This is a genomic window from Paraburkholderia pallida, from assembly GCF_004524855.1.
In the GTDB taxonomy this organism is placed as follows: Bacteria; Pseudomonadota; Gammaproteobacteria; order Burkholderiales; family Burkholderiaceae; genus Paraburkholderia; species Paraburkholderia oxyphila.
Window position 1 is genome coordinate 1,281,847 of record NZ_CP038151.1, and the last position, 15,602, is coordinate 1,297,448.

14 protein-coding genes are annotated in these 15,602 nt (G+C 61.5%); 6 read left to right on the forward strand and 8 right to left on the reverse strand.

Annotated features, from left to right (window positions below):
* Positions 1-12 precede the first annotated feature (12 nt).
* The gene (locus E1956_RS40455) at positions 13-480 is read right to left on the reverse strand and encodes a rhodanese-like domain-containing protein (protein WP_134758897.1); all 468 of its coding nucleotides are present in this window, start codon (positions 478-480) and stop codon (positions 13-15) included.
* Positions 481-819: 339 nt separating this feature from the next.
* Here E1956_RS40455 and E1956_RS40460 point away from each other — a divergent pair, with 339 nt between their 5' ends.
* Genes E1956_RS40460 through E1956_RS40470 form a run of 3 tightly spaced genes read left to right on the forward strand, consistent with a single transcriptional unit; the run spans position 820 to position 3,048 of the window.
* Positions 820-1,599, forward strand: coding sequence for an amino acid ABC transporter substrate-binding protein (locus tag E1956_RS40460; RefSeq protein ID WP_134758898.1), 780 nt, complete (start codon positions 820-822; stop codon positions 1,597-1,599).
* 13 nt (positions 1,600-1,612) lie between these two features.
* Positions 1,613-2,290 carry an amino acid ABC transporter permease gene (locus E1956_RS40465; RefSeq protein WP_134758899.1) on the forward strand — a complete coding sequence of 226 codons (678 nt, stop codon included), beginning with the start codon at positions 1,613-1,615 and terminating at the stop codon, positions 2,288-2,290.
* On the forward strand, positions 2,290-3,048 hold the full coding sequence (locus E1956_RS40470) for an amino acid ABC transporter ATP-binding protein (RefSeq protein WP_134758900.1): 759 nt from the start codon (positions 2,290-2,292) through the stop codon (positions 3,046-3,048). Before E1956_RS40465 ends, E1956_RS40470 begins: the two co-directional genes overlap by 1 nt.
* 44 nt (positions 3,049-3,092) lie before the next feature.
* Here the strand turns inward: E1956_RS40470 and E1956_RS40475 are convergent, their stop codons facing one another.
* Positions 3,093-4,316, reverse strand: coding sequence for a serine hydrolase domain-containing protein (locus tag E1956_RS40475; protein ID WP_418789347.1), 1,224 nt, complete (start codon positions 4,314-4,316; stop codon positions 3,093-3,095).
* A gap of 340 nt (positions 4,317-4,656) precedes the next feature.
* Between E1956_RS40475 and E1956_RS40480 the strand changes: the two genes are divergently transcribed.
* On the forward strand, positions 4,657-5,277 hold the full coding sequence (locus tag E1956_RS40480; protein WP_134758901.1) for a VC0807 family protein: 621 nt from the start codon (positions 4,657-4,659) through the stop codon (positions 5,275-5,277).
* 75 nt (positions 5,278-5,352) lie between these two features.
* On the opposite strand, the gene E1956_RS40485 is transcribed toward E1956_RS40480, so the two are convergent.
* The 4 genes from E1956_RS40485 to E1956_RS40500 all read right to left on the reverse strand — a co-directional run bounded on the left by E1956_RS40485 (position 5,353) and on the right by E1956_RS40500 (position 10,052).
* The gene (locus tag E1956_RS40485) at positions 5,353-6,282 is read right to left on the reverse strand and encodes a 2-hydroxyacid dehydrogenase (RefSeq protein ID WP_134758902.1); all 930 of its coding nucleotides are present in this window, start codon (positions 6,280-6,282) and stop codon (positions 5,353-5,355) included.
* A 40-nt stretch (positions 6,283-6,322) separates the two neighbouring features.
* The gene (locus E1956_RS40490) at positions 6,323-7,768 is read right to left on the reverse strand and encodes an NAD-dependent succinate-semialdehyde dehydrogenase (protein WP_134758903.1); all 1,446 of its coding nucleotides are present in this window, start codon (positions 7,766-7,768) and stop codon (positions 6,323-6,325) included.
* Between the two features lie 69 nt (positions 7,769-7,837).
* On the reverse strand, positions 7,838-9,538 hold the full coding sequence (locus tag E1956_RS40495; protein ID WP_134759720.1) for a long-chain fatty acid--CoA ligase: 1,701 nt from the start codon (positions 9,536-9,538) through the stop codon (positions 7,838-7,840).
* A 202-nt stretch (positions 9,539-9,740) separates the two neighbouring features.
* A complete protein-coding gene (locus E1956_RS40500; RefSeq protein ID WP_134758904.1) occupies positions 9,741-10,052 on the reverse strand; it encodes a DUF4148 domain-containing protein in 312 nt (103 codons plus the stop codon).
* 425 nt (positions 10,053-10,477) lie between these two features.
* Here E1956_RS40500 and E1956_RS40505 point away from each other — a divergent pair, with 425 nt between their 5' ends.
* The gene (locus E1956_RS40505) at positions 10,478-10,972 is read left to right on the forward strand and encodes an Lrp/AsnC family transcriptional regulator (RefSeq protein WP_134758905.1); all 495 of its coding nucleotides are present in this window, start codon (positions 10,478-10,480) and stop codon (positions 10,970-10,972) included.
* Positions 10,973-11,389: 417 nt separating this feature from the next.
* On the forward strand, positions 11,390-12,514 hold the full coding sequence (locus tag E1956_RS40510; protein ID WP_232072250.1) for a porin: 1,125 nt from the start codon (positions 11,390-11,392) through the stop codon (positions 12,512-12,514).
* 128 nt (positions 12,515-12,642) lie between these two features.
* Here the strand turns inward: E1956_RS40510 and E1956_RS40515 are convergent, their stop codons facing one another.
* Positions 12,643-13,893 (reverse strand): NAD(P)/FAD-dependent oxidoreductase, encoded by a 1,251-nt coding sequence (locus E1956_RS40515; RefSeq protein WP_167760274.1) that lies wholly within the window; start codon positions 13,891-13,893, stop codon positions 12,643-12,645.
* Between the two features lie 253 nt (positions 13,894-14,146).
* Positions 14,147-15,328 carry an aminotransferase class V-fold PLP-dependent enzyme gene (locus E1956_RS40520; protein WP_134758907.1) on the reverse strand — a complete coding sequence of 394 codons (1,182 nt, stop codon included), beginning with the start codon at positions 15,326-15,328 and terminating at the stop codon, positions 14,147-14,149.
* Positions 15,329-15,602 lie beyond the last annotated feature (274 nt).

Genomic DNA, 15,602 nt, shown 5'->3' on the forward strand with positions numbered 1-15,602 from the left:
GAGCAGGTCTTGCTAGTCCTGCACCCATGGCAAGCCATGAAAGCGCCAGCCGTTGCGCAAGCCGCGATGCCCCGCCTCATCGAGATCGCCTTCGAAGCCTTCGGTGACGTTGAACACCTGCGCAAAGCCCGCCTTGGCGGCCGCCTCCGCGGCCTGCGCCGAGCGGTTGCCGCTGCGGCACAGCAGCACGAGCGCGGCGCCCTTGCCCGCCTTGGCCTCCAGCTCGCGAACGAAGCGCGGATTGCGCGTGAGGCTCGTTCCGGTCGCCCAGGCGACATGCAAGGTGTCCGGCACGTGGCCGACGAACTTGCGCTCCTCGCCGGTGCGCACATCCACGAGCACGGCCTCGCCCGCCTGGTGGAGCGCCCACGCCTGCTGCGGCGTCACGCTTCCCGCATACGGCAGCCCGGCCGCCTGCGCATTGCCGCGCGCCGCTTCGAGATCCGCGTGCAGCGGCTTTTCCTGCAGTTCCACTGTCATCAGTGCCTCCATGTCGTGTTGGCGGCATGCATCCGAACCTTTCACGGGTTGCCGCCTTTAGCCATCATGATTCGACTATGCGAGCAAGGCCGCGCGCTTCCAACCAATTAAAAATGCTATCCAAATGAGCATCCGCATCAGATGCAATGGCATCAGCCCGAAAGCCATTGCAGATGAGCCCGGCCGGCGCTGTGCAGGAACAAGCCTGTGTCGCGATATTCCGCCAGTGCATATGCATAGCGAATGTGGCTGTTTTGCGGCCACGCACGCGCCTCGTAGAATCGGTCACTCACTTTGACGCCGACGCTACCCGACCTCTCACATCAGAACTTTTCAATCATGAAAGCCATTCGCTCCGCTCTCTTCGCCGCGCTCCTCTCGGTCGCCGCCACTGCACCGGCCCTCGCCGCCGACGAACTCACGCAAGTCAAAGCATCCGGCGTGTTTCGTGTCGGCACCGAAGGCACTTACGCACCATTCACCTACCACGATGCATCGGGCAAACTGACCGGCTTCGATGTCGACATCGCCACGGCGATCGCACAACGGCTCGGCGTCAAGCCACAGTTCGTCGAGGGCAAGTGGGACGGCCTGATCGCCGGCCTCGACGTCAACCGCTACGACGCGGTCATCAACGAGGTGTCGATCACGGACGCACGCAAGGAGAAGTACGACTTCTCGACGCCCTATATCGCCACGCATGCCGTGCTGATCGTGCGCTCGGATAACACCACGATCCATTCGTTCGACGACCTGAAGGGCAAGAAGTCGGCCAATACGCTCACCAGCAACTTCGGCAAGCTCGCCGCGGCGCACGGTGCCGATGTCGTGCCGGTGCAGGGCTTCAACGAGTCGATCGATCTGCTGACCTCGGGCCGGGTGGACGCCACCGTCAACGACTCGCTCTCGTTCCTCGACTTCCAGAAGCACAAGCCCGACGCCAAGCTCAAAGTCGCGTTCACCGACACCTCGTCCGCCGACGATCAGTCGGGCGTGCTGATCCGCAAGGGCAGCCCGGAGCTGCTCGCGGCCATCGACAAGGCACTCGCGCAGATCAAGGCCGACGGCACCTATGCGCGGATTTCACAGAAGTATTTCGGCAAAGACGTTTCGCAATAAGGCGGATTGAACGATGCCGGCATGGCTGCATTTGATGGCGCAATCGTTGTGGCCATTGCTCGAGGCGGGACTGGTTTTCACCGTCCCGCTCACCCTGGCTTCATTCGCAATCGGCATGGTGCTCGCGTTCGGCGCGGCGCTCGTGCGGCTGTTCGGGCCACGCTGGGCGGTCGGCGCTGTGCGTTTTTATATCTGGCTCTTTCGCGGCTCGCCGCTGCTCGTGCAGTTGTTCGTGATCTTCTACGGACTGCCGAACATCGGCATCGTGCTCGATCCGTTGACGGCAGCTATTATCGGCTTTTCTCTCAACGTAGGCGCCTATAACGCGGAAGTGATCCGGGGCGTGATCGAATCGATTCCGCGCGGCCAGTGGGAAGCGGCCTATTCGATGAACATGACACGCGCACAGGCGTTGCGCCGCGCGATCCTGCCGCAAGCGCTGCGCGTGGCCGTGCCCGCGCTATCGAACTCGTTCATTGCGCTCGTGAAGGACACGTCGCTCGCGGCGGTGCTGACCGTGCCGGAAATCTTCCAGGCTGCGCAGCGCATTGCCGCTGTGACTTACGAGCCGCTGATTCTCTATACCGAGGCTGCACTGCTCTACCTCGTGTTCAGCTCCGTGCTCTCGCAGGCACAAGGGCGGCTCGAGGCGCGCTTTGGCCGCCATGCATTGTTTTCGGCGGGGCGCTGATGATCCGTATCGAGAAAGTCCACAAGTCGTTCGGCGAGCATCGGGTGCTCGCGGATATCGACCTCACGCTGAAATCCGGCAGCGTCACCGCACTGATCGGTCCGTCCGGCAGCGGCAAGAGCACGCTGCTACGCTGTATCAATCTGCTTGAAACGCCCGACGCGGGCGTGCTGAGCGTGGGCAGCGCACGTGTCGAGTTCGGCCGCGAACGCCGGCTCCCGCATGCCGAGATTGCTTCCGTGCGTCGGCATACGGGCATGGTGTTCCAGAACTTCCAGTTGTTCCCGCATCTGAGCGTGATCGAGAACGTGATGGAAGGACTCGTCACGGTGCTGAAATGGGACAAGGCGCGCGCCCGCGAGCGCGCAAGCGCGCTCCTTGCGAAAGTCGGCATCGCGCAGAAGGCGCACGCGTGGCCCTCCACGCTATCGGGCGGTCAGCAGCAGCGTGTGGCGATTGCACGCGCGCTCGCGCCCTCGCCTCAGGTGTTGCTGTGCGACGAGCCGACCTCGGCGCTCGATCCCGAGCTCTCCGCCGAAGTCGTCGACGTGCTGAGACAGCTTGCCGAAGAAGGCACCACCATGTTGATGGCGACGCATGACTTGCGGCTGGCCGCTTCGGTCGCGCACGACGCGGTCTTCCTCAAGGATGGCGCGATCGTCGAAGCCGGCCCCTCGCAAGATCTCTTCGCACGCCCGCGCGATGCGCGCACGGCGCGCTTCGTCTCCACGCTCACTCAGGCGCTGCCGACGGCTTGATTGACGTCGTACGTTGCAGCATCGGCCACGCCAGGCTGCGGACCTCAGGCTCCAGACTCGGTGATCGCGCTGTATACCAGCGTGCGTAGTTGACGACGCAGCGCGTAGGCACTCGACGGCAGCAGCTGGGTGAGGAACAGCACGATCAAGTCCTCGCGCGGATCGACCCAGAAGAACGTGCTGGCCGCCCCGCCCCAGAAGAAGTCACCCGCGCTGCCGGGAAGCAGCGTGGCCGCAGGCGCCATGGTGGTGCCGAAGCCAAGGCCGAAGCCGACGCCTTCGTAAGTGGCCTCGGTGTACATCGAGCGCGACACACGCGGCAGGTCGAGGCCGCCGGGAAGATGGTTGGCCGTCATCAGCGCCAGTGTCTTGGGGCTCAGCAGCCGCACGCCATCCAGCTCACCGCCTTGAAGCAGCATCCGCGCAAACCGCATGTAATCGGCGGCGGTCGAGACGAGACCAGCGCCGCCCGAGACGAAGGCGGGCTGCCTGAGATAGCGGCTCGTACGCGCATCGTCCATCAGCGTCAGCCCTTGCTCCGATGCAGCCTTCGAAGCGAGCGGACCGGCGGCATAGCAGGCACAGAAGCGCGATACCTTCTCCTCAGGCACGTGGAAGGCCGTATCGGCCATCCCCAACGGATCGAAGATCCGTTCCTTGAGAAAGACCTCGAACGGCATGCCACTGACCTTGCCGACGAGATAGCCGAGCACATCGGTGGAGACGGAATAGTTCCACGCTTCGCCCGGTGAGAATTCGAGCGGCAACGTAGCGAGCTTCTCGATCATCTCCTCCAGCGTGCCCTCTGGCGGAAGCTCGCCCACCTTCAGCTTGCGATAGGCTGCGTCGACATTGGTGTTCTGCTGAAACGCGTACGTCAGGCCCGAGGTATGCCGCAGCAGATCGACCACGAGCATCGGGCGCGCGGGCGAACGCGTCTGGAAGCTTTCCATGAAGCCGCCGGCGTACACGCCCAGTTTTTCCCATGCCGCAATGTACTTGCTGACGGGGTCGTCCAGCGCGATCTTGCACTCCTCGACCAGCATCATGACCGCCACCGACGTGACGGGCTTGGTCATCGAGTAGATGCGGAAAATCGAATCCTCGGCCAGCGGGACCTGGCGCTCGCGGTCGGCAAGACCCAGCACCGAACTCAGTGCGAGCTCGCCGCGCCGCCACACCTGGGTAAGCGCGCCAGCGAGCTTGCCGGGGGCGATATAGTTGTCGTCGACGAAATGCCCGATCCGCTCCAGCCGTTCACACGACATTCCCTGTTTTTGCCTGTCTTCCCTACCCATTTCCTCTCCTTTGCCGAGCCTGTCGGGAGCCGGTTCAGACGATTGGCGTTCAGCCAGCTCCAGCGCGCGCCCGCGATTTACAATTACTATACCGTCCAGACTGTACAGTAACAAAAAATACGAGTAAACTGCCTCGCGATCGCTTCGTATCGCCGCTGCATGGCAACCCCACCCGATCCTTGACGACCTCATGCCGTAAAGGTCGAAGGCCATACAAGCTAATAAGGAATCCGTATTGAACGTTGCCGTATCATTCCCGCGCCGAGCCAAATGCACCAGAAAGCAAACCCAGCCGCAAGATGGTAACCGGATGAAGAGCAAGAGCCGTTACTTATCCGCGCTCCTGATGAATTGCGTGTTGCCATGGCTGGCGTATTGGCTGACGCTTCCACGCTTTGGACTCGCATGGGCGCTGGTCGCTTCGGCCATTCCACTGGCCGCCTGGATGACGCTTAGTCTGATGAAACTGGGCCATCTCGATGCACTGACGACGCAAACGCTGATTGGCATCACCACTTCGCTCGTCACGATTGCGCTCACGGGAGAATCGCGCAAGCGCATGCTCGAAGAACCCATCCTGTCCGGCTTGATCGGCTGCTGCTTTCTTCTCTCGCTTGCCCGGGCGCGCCCCATATCGTTTTACCGGGCCCGTTCAAGCATGGCCCGCAGAAGCCGCGACAGTGCGACTCGATTCGAAACGCTGTGGGACACCATGCCAGAGCTGCAGGGGCACATCCGGATCTTGACAACCGTATGGGGCGTCGGATTGATCTGCGAGAACATGGTGCGTATTGCTCTGGTCTGGCGCTGGCCCGACAAGCATTGGGCGCCGCTCGCATCGCAACTGATTCAATACGCGTCTTACTTTTTCCTCACCGTGATCGGCTTCTGGTACCGGAAAACGAAGCTCGCAAAATATGCCGCAAAGTGAGCCGACGCCGCGCGAATATCACACTTCATACTACCGAATCCGGCGTCGATCACTTCGCTTTCGAAAACAGATGCCTCAGTATCCAAGCTCCCGATCTACCGCGTTCGGCTGCGTCAAGCCTTGACGCGTGCGGTGCAGCGCGTCGAGGCATTGCCCGGCGACGAGCGGCAACGAAGACGTGGACGCGATGTGGGGCGTAGCCAATACCTTCTCGTGTTTCCAGAACCAGCTCTCCGGTGCGGGCGGCTCCTCCGAGAACACATCCAGCACTGCCCCGCCGAGGTGGCCCTCGTCGAGGAGGGCACGAAGGTCGTCTTCGACCAGATGCTGACCGCGCCCGACGTTGAGCACGATTGCGCCTTTGGGCAGTGCGCCAAGGTTGCGGCGATCAAGTATCCCTCGCGTCGACGGCGTCAACGGAAGCGCGCAAACCAGAATGTCGACGCTTGCCATGAACTCCGGCAAGGCCTGGGCGCCACTCACCACGTTCACGCCACTCACCGCGCGCGGACTGCGATTCCAGCCACTGACCGGGTAGCCAAGCGGCAGGAACGCACGCGCGATGGCTTGTCCGACATTACCCATCCCGAGGACACCGACACGGCATCGCTCCGCACTACGAACAGGCAGGCGCCGAAACGCGGCGACAGCCTGCTGACGCACATAGGTCGCGAGATCCCGCGTGAAATAGAGCACCGACGCCACTACATACTGTGCGATTTCGATGGCCTGCCCCGGATCGACGGCGCGCGTAATCACCACATCGGCCGGGAGATCGGGAATGCCGAGCAGGCCATCCGCGCCCGCTCCGATACTGGCGAGTACCCGTAGATTCGGATAGCGCGACAACACCCCCGCGCCGAGTTTCCATGCGAGTATCGCCTCGACGCGGTCCGGATCCGGTTGATCCGATGCCGTCCAGACGGGGACATCGCCGGCAATCTCCCTTAGCGCCGCTGCGTAAATCTCAGACGGCAAAGGATCCGTCAATACCAAAATTCCCATGAGTATTCCTGACTTTTAACGCAGTTGAATCACTATCGAATTACGCCGCCATGACCGACACTGTCTTGGTCGCGAGGTACGACTCCAATGCTTCCGGACCGCCTTCGGAGCCATATCCGGAATCCTTGACACCGCCAAAAGGAAGCTCCGGCCACGGCGTGGACGGCTGGTTGACCCATAGCATGCCCACCTCGAGCTGTTGCGTGAGCATGCGCACGTTGCGAATGGACTGGGTGAACGCGTAGCCCGCGAGCCCGTACGGCAAGCGGTTCGCCTCGGCGATCGCTTCTTCGAGCGTGTCGAAGCCGCGGATCGCAGCAATCGGCCCGAACGGCTCCGCGTTGAACACGTCGGCATGGATGGGAACGTCCGCAAGCACGGTCGGCGCGAAGAAGTTGCCTTCCCTGCCCACACGCTCGCCGCCGGTGGCCACACGCGCGCCGGCCGCACGAGCGTTGTCGATCATGCTGGCCATCGCGCTCAACCGCCGCGCGTTGGCGAGCGGGCCGAGCGTTGTCCCTTCGGCGAGCCCGTCGCCCACTTGGAGGCTTTCCGCATGCTTGACGAGCGCCGCGGTGAACGCCTCCCGCAAACTGTTATGGACCAGAAAGCGCGTAGGCGAAATGCAGACCTGCCCGGCGTTCATGAACTTCGCCCCGCCTGCCGATCTGAGGGCGACACCCAGATCGGCATCCTCGGCGATGATCACCGGTGCATGACCGCCCAGCTCCATCGTGGCGCGCTTCATGTGCGTTCCGGCGAGCGCCGCCAATTGCTTGCCAACCGGCGTCGATCCGGTAAAGGTCACTTTGCGGATTACCGGATGCGCGATCAGGTAGCTCGAAATTTCGGCCGGGTCGCCGAATACAAGCCCCACGGTGCCAGGCGGCACGCCCGCATCGACGAAGGCCTTGAGCAAGCCCGCGGGCGACGCAGGGGTTTCCTCCGGCGCCTTCACGAGGAAAGAACAGCCGCACGCCAGCGCCGCAGCGAGCTTGCGCACGACCTGGTTGACAGGGAAGTTCCAGGGCGTGAACGCAGCAACGGGCCCAACGGGCTCCTTGACGACGAGCTGCTGCGCAGCGGGAATACGCGGGGGTACCAGCCGCCCATAGACGCGCCGGCCTTCATCCGCGAACCACTCGATAATGTCGGCCGAAAACACCACCTCCATGCAAGCCTCCTTGAACGGCTTGCCCTGTTCGAGGGTCATCAAGCGTGCGATCTCGGTCGCACGTTCGCGCACGAGCGCCGCGGCGCGGCGCATGATGGCCGCACGCTCGTTGGCCGGCACCTTGCGCCACGCCTCAAACCCACGCTGTGCCGCGGCCAGCGCCCGGTCCAGATCGGCGGTTCCGGCATGCGCGACTTTGCCAATGGGCAGCCCCGAAGCGGGATTGAGAACGTCGAGCGTTTTGCCGCTTGCAGCGGCGCACCACTCGTTGTCGATCAGGAGCAGCGTGTCGGGGTACATCGAAGTGCTCATTGCGAACTCCATTTTATGTGCCGCTGGTATGTCTATTCCACAATATCGAGCGGCCAAACGTATTAACAGTTATGCTCTGGATACCGAATCATCGGCGTGGGTCGATTCGCGTGACGTCTCAGCATCCTGAAGCTGACGCCAGAGAACTTTGCCACTCGCCGATTTCGGCAGCGAGCCCACAAACTCGACGATGCGCGGCACCTTGTACGACGCCATGCACGTGCGCGCCCAATCTATGATGTCTTCGGCTCTGACTTCTTCGCTACGTCGCGCGTCGAGCACGACAAGCGCCTTGACCGTCTCGCCGCGGCGGCTATCGCGAGTCGCGATCACGCAGGCTTCCTGAATGAGCGGATGGTGATACAGTTGCGCCTCCACTTCGGCGGGCCACACCTTATAGCCTGATACGTTGATCATTCGTTTCAGGCGATCGGTCATGAAGTAATAGCCCTCTTCGTCCACGCGGCCAAGATCGCCCGTGCGCAGAAACCACCGCCCATCGATTTCTACGAACACCTCTCGGGTGGCCTCGGGATTGCGCCAATACCCCTGCATGACCTGTGGCGCGCATATGACAATTTCACCCGTCTCGCCGCGCGGTATTTCAACGAGTGTTGCGGGATCGACGATGCGGGCATCCACGTCGAATACCGGAATGCCAAGGCACTGCGGTTTGGGCCGGTGTGCGGGATTGAAGTGCGTCGCGGCAATGGTTTCAGACATCCCGTAGCCTTCGATATAGCCAACCCCGAGTTTCTCCTTGAGCTTGTTCGCGAGCGCTTCGGGCATCGCAGCGCCACCGCCGCGCATCCAGCGCAGGCTTGAAATGTCGTAATCGCCAAGCCGAGGGTTGGAGAGGAAGTCCACCACCATCGTCGACATTGCGTGCCACCCGGCGATCCGATGGCGCTCGATAGCGCTTGCCGCCGCATCGCGGTCCCAGCGCGCCAGCATCACGACCGTCGCGCCGTTATACAGCGGCGCATTCATGCCGCCCTGCATACCGGTCACATGAAACAACGGCAGAACCGCGAGTTGAACGACGTCCTGGCTGCTGGCAAACCACTGAGCCCCGCCAACCGCCGTGCACATCACGCTGTAGTGGGTGTGCATACAGCCCTTCGGCTTGCCGGTGGTGCCCGACGTATACGGAATGACGCAAAGGTCATTCGGTCCGGCGAGGAGCGCGCCGGGCGACAAGCGAGCGGCCAGTGCATCCGACCACGCTGGCACCCGGGAATCCACGCGGTGTCGAGGTGCGAGCACGAACTCGGGCGGAACGGTCTCCGGCTCGTCAGACAGGTAATCGCTATAGGTCACGACGATGCATTGCTCCGGCGCGAGAACCCCTTCGTTCAACAGCGGCTGCAAGCGCGGGAACAGCTCCTGGGCGACAAAGATGGCACGCGCGCCGCTGTCTTCGATGTAATGGCGCAACTCCTCCGTCGTGTTCATCGGATTGACCGGAACCACAACCGCGTTGGCACGCAAGGCCGCATAAAACGCGATGGCCCATTGCGGGCAGTTCTGCATGAAAATGATCACGCGCTCGCCAGCAGCAATGCCGCAGCGCCGCTGCAGGAATCCGGCCATATGCACAGCCTGATCCTTGAATTGCGCGAATGTGACTGCCTTGCCGTAGAAGCTGAGAAAAGGTTTGTCCGGAAACCTCGCGGCAGACACTTCGGCGTTGTAAAACAGATTGGTCGCGGGAACCGTCAACTTGCTCGACAGATGCGCGGGCCAGTGGGGCGACATTGCGCTGGGCATGCCTCGTCTCCGTGTTGGGTTACTTTGCGGTCTCGCCGCCCTGGGGAAGGCCAGGCTGCGTAGTCGCCGCTCGATCACGAGGTCCGCTAGCGCTAACACTGCTACTCGTCAACATGAAAGCTCTTCCTCTACGCGCCTCTACGGCCAATGCCCGCTGGTTGGCGCGGAGAACAATCCGCGCCTGTCACGCGATGCAGGCACGTCACTGGCTTGCTGCCTTGGCTGCTCCCGCCTTTTTCTCGGCGTTCAGCAGATTCTGCGGATAATCGGTCGGGGTCTGCATCGGCTGATATCCGGCGCCTTGCAACGATTTCATTTCAGCACTCGTTTTGGCGCGCGCCTGCTTGCGTGCTTCCTTGCGCGCCTGTTTGCGCTGGGCTTTCGTACTCGGCGCCTCCGACGACGGCACCGCCCCACTTGCCGATGCCTGCGGGTCCTGCGCCATGACATGCGTCGCCGCCGTCATGAGCATGGCCGTAGACGTAAGGAGAACAAAGAAACCGTTCTTCGACATTGCACATCTCCCCGATTTTCCCTGGATGAAGTGGCCTCACCCGACCATTCGAGTGAGGCATGCGACGCAGTTGCCAGGCTCCCTGGCGTCATCGCCAGGTTTCACTACTGATGCGGGGCTATCCTAGGGTGAGGGATGCGCCTTCAATAATCCGATCGAACCTCACTTGAGCGCATTTTTCTCACTTGCCATGCCGATAACGATCATTCTGATTGCCGGTTCCATGTCCTCGTACTGCGCAACGAGCCACCGGCAAGCTTTTTAAGGTGATTGAAAGACTGACGATGCCGACGGCTCGCCCGGAACCGGCCGCGCAACCCTTGAGGCAAAATGGGGCAACTACTCATCGCCTTTCCTCTGGCGATTCCGTCAAAATAACCGTGCGCCATCGCGGAACGACACAGCACAACCGCTGGATGGCAAACATGAACAAAGGCGACACGATGGCCACCCGGCTTGACGCTTTCGATTTGAAGATCCTGAACATCGTTCAGGAAAACAATCTTGTGACGAACAGGGAGATTGCGGAAGCCGTCAACCTCTCGACACCGGCCGTCGCTCGCCGGTTGCAACGACTGCGCACGGAAGGGGTAATCTGGCAAGACGTCAGCGTTTTGCGCCCGGAGGAGATGGGCAACCGCCTGACGATCATCGTCGAGGTTTCCGTCGAAAGCGAAGCGATGGAACATCTCGAAGCGGCCAAGCAGCGCTTCTCTCGATGCCCCCAGGTCCAGCAATGCTATTACGTCACGGGCGAAGCGGACTTCGTGCTGATCATGTCGGTGAAGGATATGTCCGAGTATGAGGCGCTGACACGCAAACTGTTCTTCGAACCGGGTAACGTCAAGCGGTTCAGAACCACCGTTTCGATGCAGCGCGTCAAGGTGTCGATGGCGATACCGCTCGGACGCGAAGAATAGACCCGCGCCGCGCTTGCGGCGTTCTCCTGCCAGTCGCGCAGCCGCACAGGCGGCTGCATCACCCATCGAGCGCTCTCCCTGCAAGCTTTCGGATCGGAAAGCTTGTCGAGTCATTTGTTCCGGGAAAATACTTAGGAATCCAATATTAATAGTTTTCCTTTCCGATCCATCGTCGTGAAGGCGCAAGCCCTATCACCTAAATCAACCGCTAAAAACAATCATTTTTGCGCCCCGGATCGAGAAATTTGCTCGAAATCGGCCCTCCTGGTTTTTTTGTCAAGTGGTGCGGATCTTTACGATGGCACCTGGCGCAGATGCATGGATGGGCCCAGTCTGCTTCAAAGCACGACACGACGAGGCACCAGCTTGAAGCCCGATCAGCTTTTTCGAATAGATTTTGACCACACAGGAGCATTGATGCGGAAGACCAGACTTTTAGCCATGCTTGCCTTCGGGTTGGCCACGCAATACGCTCACGCACAATCGAGTGTCATCCTTTACGGTATCGCCGATACCGGCATCCGGTTTCAGACCAATCAGGCGACGAAGACGGGCTCGGCAAACAACTGGTTCCTGTCTGATGGCGCGGTTACGGGTAGCCGCTGGGGGGTTTCCGGTCAGGAGGATCTGGGTGCGGGCACGTCGGCGATCTTCGGCCTCGAAAGCGGCTTCAGCTTGACAAACGGTACGTCCGGGCAACAGGGGCAATTGTTTGGCCGTTTCGCGTGGGTCGGTCTTTCCAACCCGCTGTACGGCACGGTGAGAATGGGCCGCCAATACGGCATCGCCTTCGAGTTCGTTGCCCAGTTCGACCCGATCAGCGTGGGCAACGTGGGGCCGAACGAGTGGGAAGCCGCGCTCATTGGCGCTCGCTACGACAATACGGTGACGTACGCGAACACATTCGGCCCCGCCGCCATCAAGCTCCAGCGTTCGTTCGGCAATCAGGCGGGCTCCGCCGTCGAAGGCTCCACAACGGCCGGCAACCTCATTTTTGGAAACGGCCCGCTGAAGGCCGGCATCTTCGGACAGCAATCGCTGGACGCGCACGAGCACGCGATGGACGCCGGTGGCGTAGGTCTGAGCTACCAGTTCAATAAGGCCGTCATCGATACGTACTACTTCGAAACGCGCCGCGACGCGGGCTTCACGCCCTCGCCCAGCAATAGCGGGCTGGCGCTGGCCAACACGAGCATGATTGGCAACTACTATACGGCTGCCGGTCCGGGAACGCAGTCTACCCCGCGTACCGACCATCTTGTGCAACTCGGCGGAACGTACACGGTGCGGCCCACCCTGCTTCTGACTTTGGCCGGGCTGTTCGACTGGACGACCAACGTTGCGCCGGGAAAGAGCGGCAAGTCGGGCTCGATCTACGGCATCGCCGACTACTATCTCTCGAAGCGCACCGACGTGTACCTCGAGGCTGACTACAGCCACCTTTCTGGCGCCTCGGTCAACGACCCCAACAGCCCCATGGGCACGTTCGGCGGCAAGTCCAGCAGCATCGGCACGATGGTCGGCCTGCGTACGCGGTTCTAATCGCGCTCACGACACTTGCGGCCGGGTGACAAGGCGCCCGGCCGCAAAGTGGTATCAAAGGCCCTTCAGGGCCACTTCCTGCTGAATCGCACTACCCATGTGCAGACGTCTCCACGTCCACACCCAGGTTAGCCGAAGCGACTAAGCCGATAAGGCACAGCGTCGATGGTGGGCTTGGCACGCAGCACGAGATCGGCCGCGAGCCGCGCGGTCGCCGGGCCACCGGTCATGCCGAAATGCGAGTTGCCGAACGCGAGATGGAGGCCTGGAATACGCTCGACCGGGCCCACGAGCGGCAGACTGTCCGGCAGCGAGGGACGCACGCCCATCCACAGCCTGGGCTCGCCGTGCGTCAGATCCGGGAACAATAACTTCGCCTTCGGAATGAAGCGCTGCGCCAGCGTCTCATCGGGCGGCGCGTCCCGAAACGTGAACTCGATCGTACCCGCCACACGGATGCCGGTTTCCATTGGCGTCATGCCAAAGCCCCTCGACCTGAACGAGAGCGTGTACTGCAAGTCGATGTTCGCGTCGGGAAGCATCGCGTGATAGCCGCGCTCGCCTTCGAGGGGAACCGTGATGCCCAGCGGCGCAAGGAGGTCCGCGGACCAGGCGCCGGCCGCCACCACGACATCGGCCACCTCATAGTTGGACGTATTGCTCATCACCATGATGCGGCCCTCGCGTGGAATGAGCTTCTGGACCTTTTCGGAAATCAACTGGCCGCCTTCCTGTAGAAACGCCTCGCCAATCGACCCGACGAGCCGCCGTGGATTGGTCGTGAAGCCGTTGCCGGGAATAAGGACCCCTTTGGTAACGTCGGATGCGATTCCGGGAAACATCTTGCGGATTTCTTCCGGCCCGAGCAGCTCAGCCTCGAAGCCGTGACGCTCGCGGATTGCTCGCTCGACGGCCGCGTTGCGCGACGGCATGTCGTTCGTTGCCGCCAGATGAACCTGGCCATTGCGCCGGACCAGTTCGCCGTAGCGCTGCGCGCCCACCAGTTCCTTCCAGTAACCGTGCGCATCCTTGTTCAGGGCGTGCATGGCATCGGATATTTCGAGCACACGGTTGATGTTCCCAGCCCGAATCCACTTCGCGAGCCACGGCATGAGATGCAGCAGATAGCGCTTGCGTAAAACCAGGGGCCCTAACGGGTCAAGAAGCCAGCCCGGGACCCGGGGCAGCATGCCAGGCATGGCAATTGGCGCGGCGTTGTTCGCGCTGATCATGCCGGAATTGCCGAACGAGCATCCGCCCGCTGGTGGAAATGGATCGATGACCGTCACCTGCTTGCCGCCTCGCAACAAGAACAGGGCTGTCGCCATTCCGACAACGCCCGCACCGACTACTACGACCTTGTTGTCCCAACTTTCCATACAACCCATCCTCTTCGTGATCCTTGGCCTGATCAAAAGCAAGATGGGCTCTTGCATGAAGACAGGCCTGAATAACCGGTAGCATCAGTATAGGAAACGCGTCAGCAGTGCAAAATTGTTGTCGCCACCGCGATCGAGAAATCTTCTCACCTTCAGCCTGCAATTCGGCTGTTTTGCGCGTGCCCTTTCATTCACCACCATAAAAACTTGACGGCAACGAGCCCACGATCGACCCGTGCCGCACGAAACGAAATCACTGCGCAGCGATCTGCCGAATCGCTTCAGCGAAGGCCGTCACTTCCGACGAGGTGTTGTAGTAATGAGGCGACGCGCGCAGCAGCGTCGGCAACCCACGAGCCAGAGAGTCCAGCAACGTCACGGACGGCCTCGATGTCGTGACGTTGATGCGCGTGTCGAACAACCGACGGTTGACCACGAGCGGATCGTGATTTCCCACGGCGAACGACACAATCGCAGCCGGATCCTGTCCAAGGTCGTAGAGGCGCACACCCGGAATTTCCCCGAGGGCGGCCCTCAGTTCGCCCGAAAGCTGCCGGCAGCGCGCGCGGATCGCCTCCAAACCCACCGCCATGGCATAGTCGACCGCGACTTTCAACCCAAGCCTTGCCGCGTAGTTGCTTTCCCACGTTTCGAACCGCCGCGCGTCCTCGCGCAACTCGAAGCGATTGGGCTCAACCCACGGCGCGGCAGAGTGATCGATCATCGGCGGCACGAGTTCAGCCAGCGCTTCACGCCGCACGTAGAGAAATCCGGTCCCGCGCGGCCCGCGGAGAAACTTCCGGCCAGTGGCGGAAAGCATGTCGCAACCGATCTCGGACACGTCGACCGGCAACTGGCCCACCGCCTGGCAGGCGTCGACGAGATACCGGATGCCGTGTGCCTTGGCGATCCGGCCGATGTCTACAACGGGATTGATCAGCCCGCCATTACTGGGGACCCACGTGATCGCGATCAGCTTCACGCGGTCGTTTATCATGCCCTCCAGCGCTTCAAGATCGACAACCCCGTTGCTATCGTCGGGAACGACCTCGATCAGCGCACCCGTGCGCTGCGCAACCTGCAGGAAGGCAACGAAGTTCGCCGCATACTCGGCCCGGGTGGTCAGTATGCGATCGCCCGCCTGCAACGGCAGCGAGTAAAAAGCCATTTGCCACGCGACCGTGGCGTTTTCGGTCAACGCGATCTCGTCGCGTTGCGCGCCGATCAGACGGGCCACGCTGTCATAGGTCGCATCAAGCTCGGCACCCGCCTCGAAAGCGGCCTCATAGCCGCCAATCTCCGCTTCCCGGCGCAGATACGTCGTCATGACGTCGAGCACGGGAAGCGGCATTAGCCCCGCTCCAGCGTTGTTGAAGTGAAGACAATGGGCAACACCGGGCGTTTCCGCGCGCAACCGGTCGACGTCGAGCGACATTAAGAACTCCATGAAAAGGTATCAACGAATTACAGCCCTTACCCCGGTCGCAAATTTCGTAGAAATTCGGCTTTTCCCGTTCCAGCGCCGCCTCCTTCACCCGCGCCGCTTTGCCGATTCTGCGCACATCTTCGAGCGTCTGAGCAAGTTGTCTATTGATTTGCATGACTAATTTTACATCGCCATTTCAGACACTTTCCGCTCAATGAGAGCGTGCGGCACAAGTCAATCTTGCGCTTCAAGCTGCAATGCGAAGACTCCGTTTGCGCCGCTG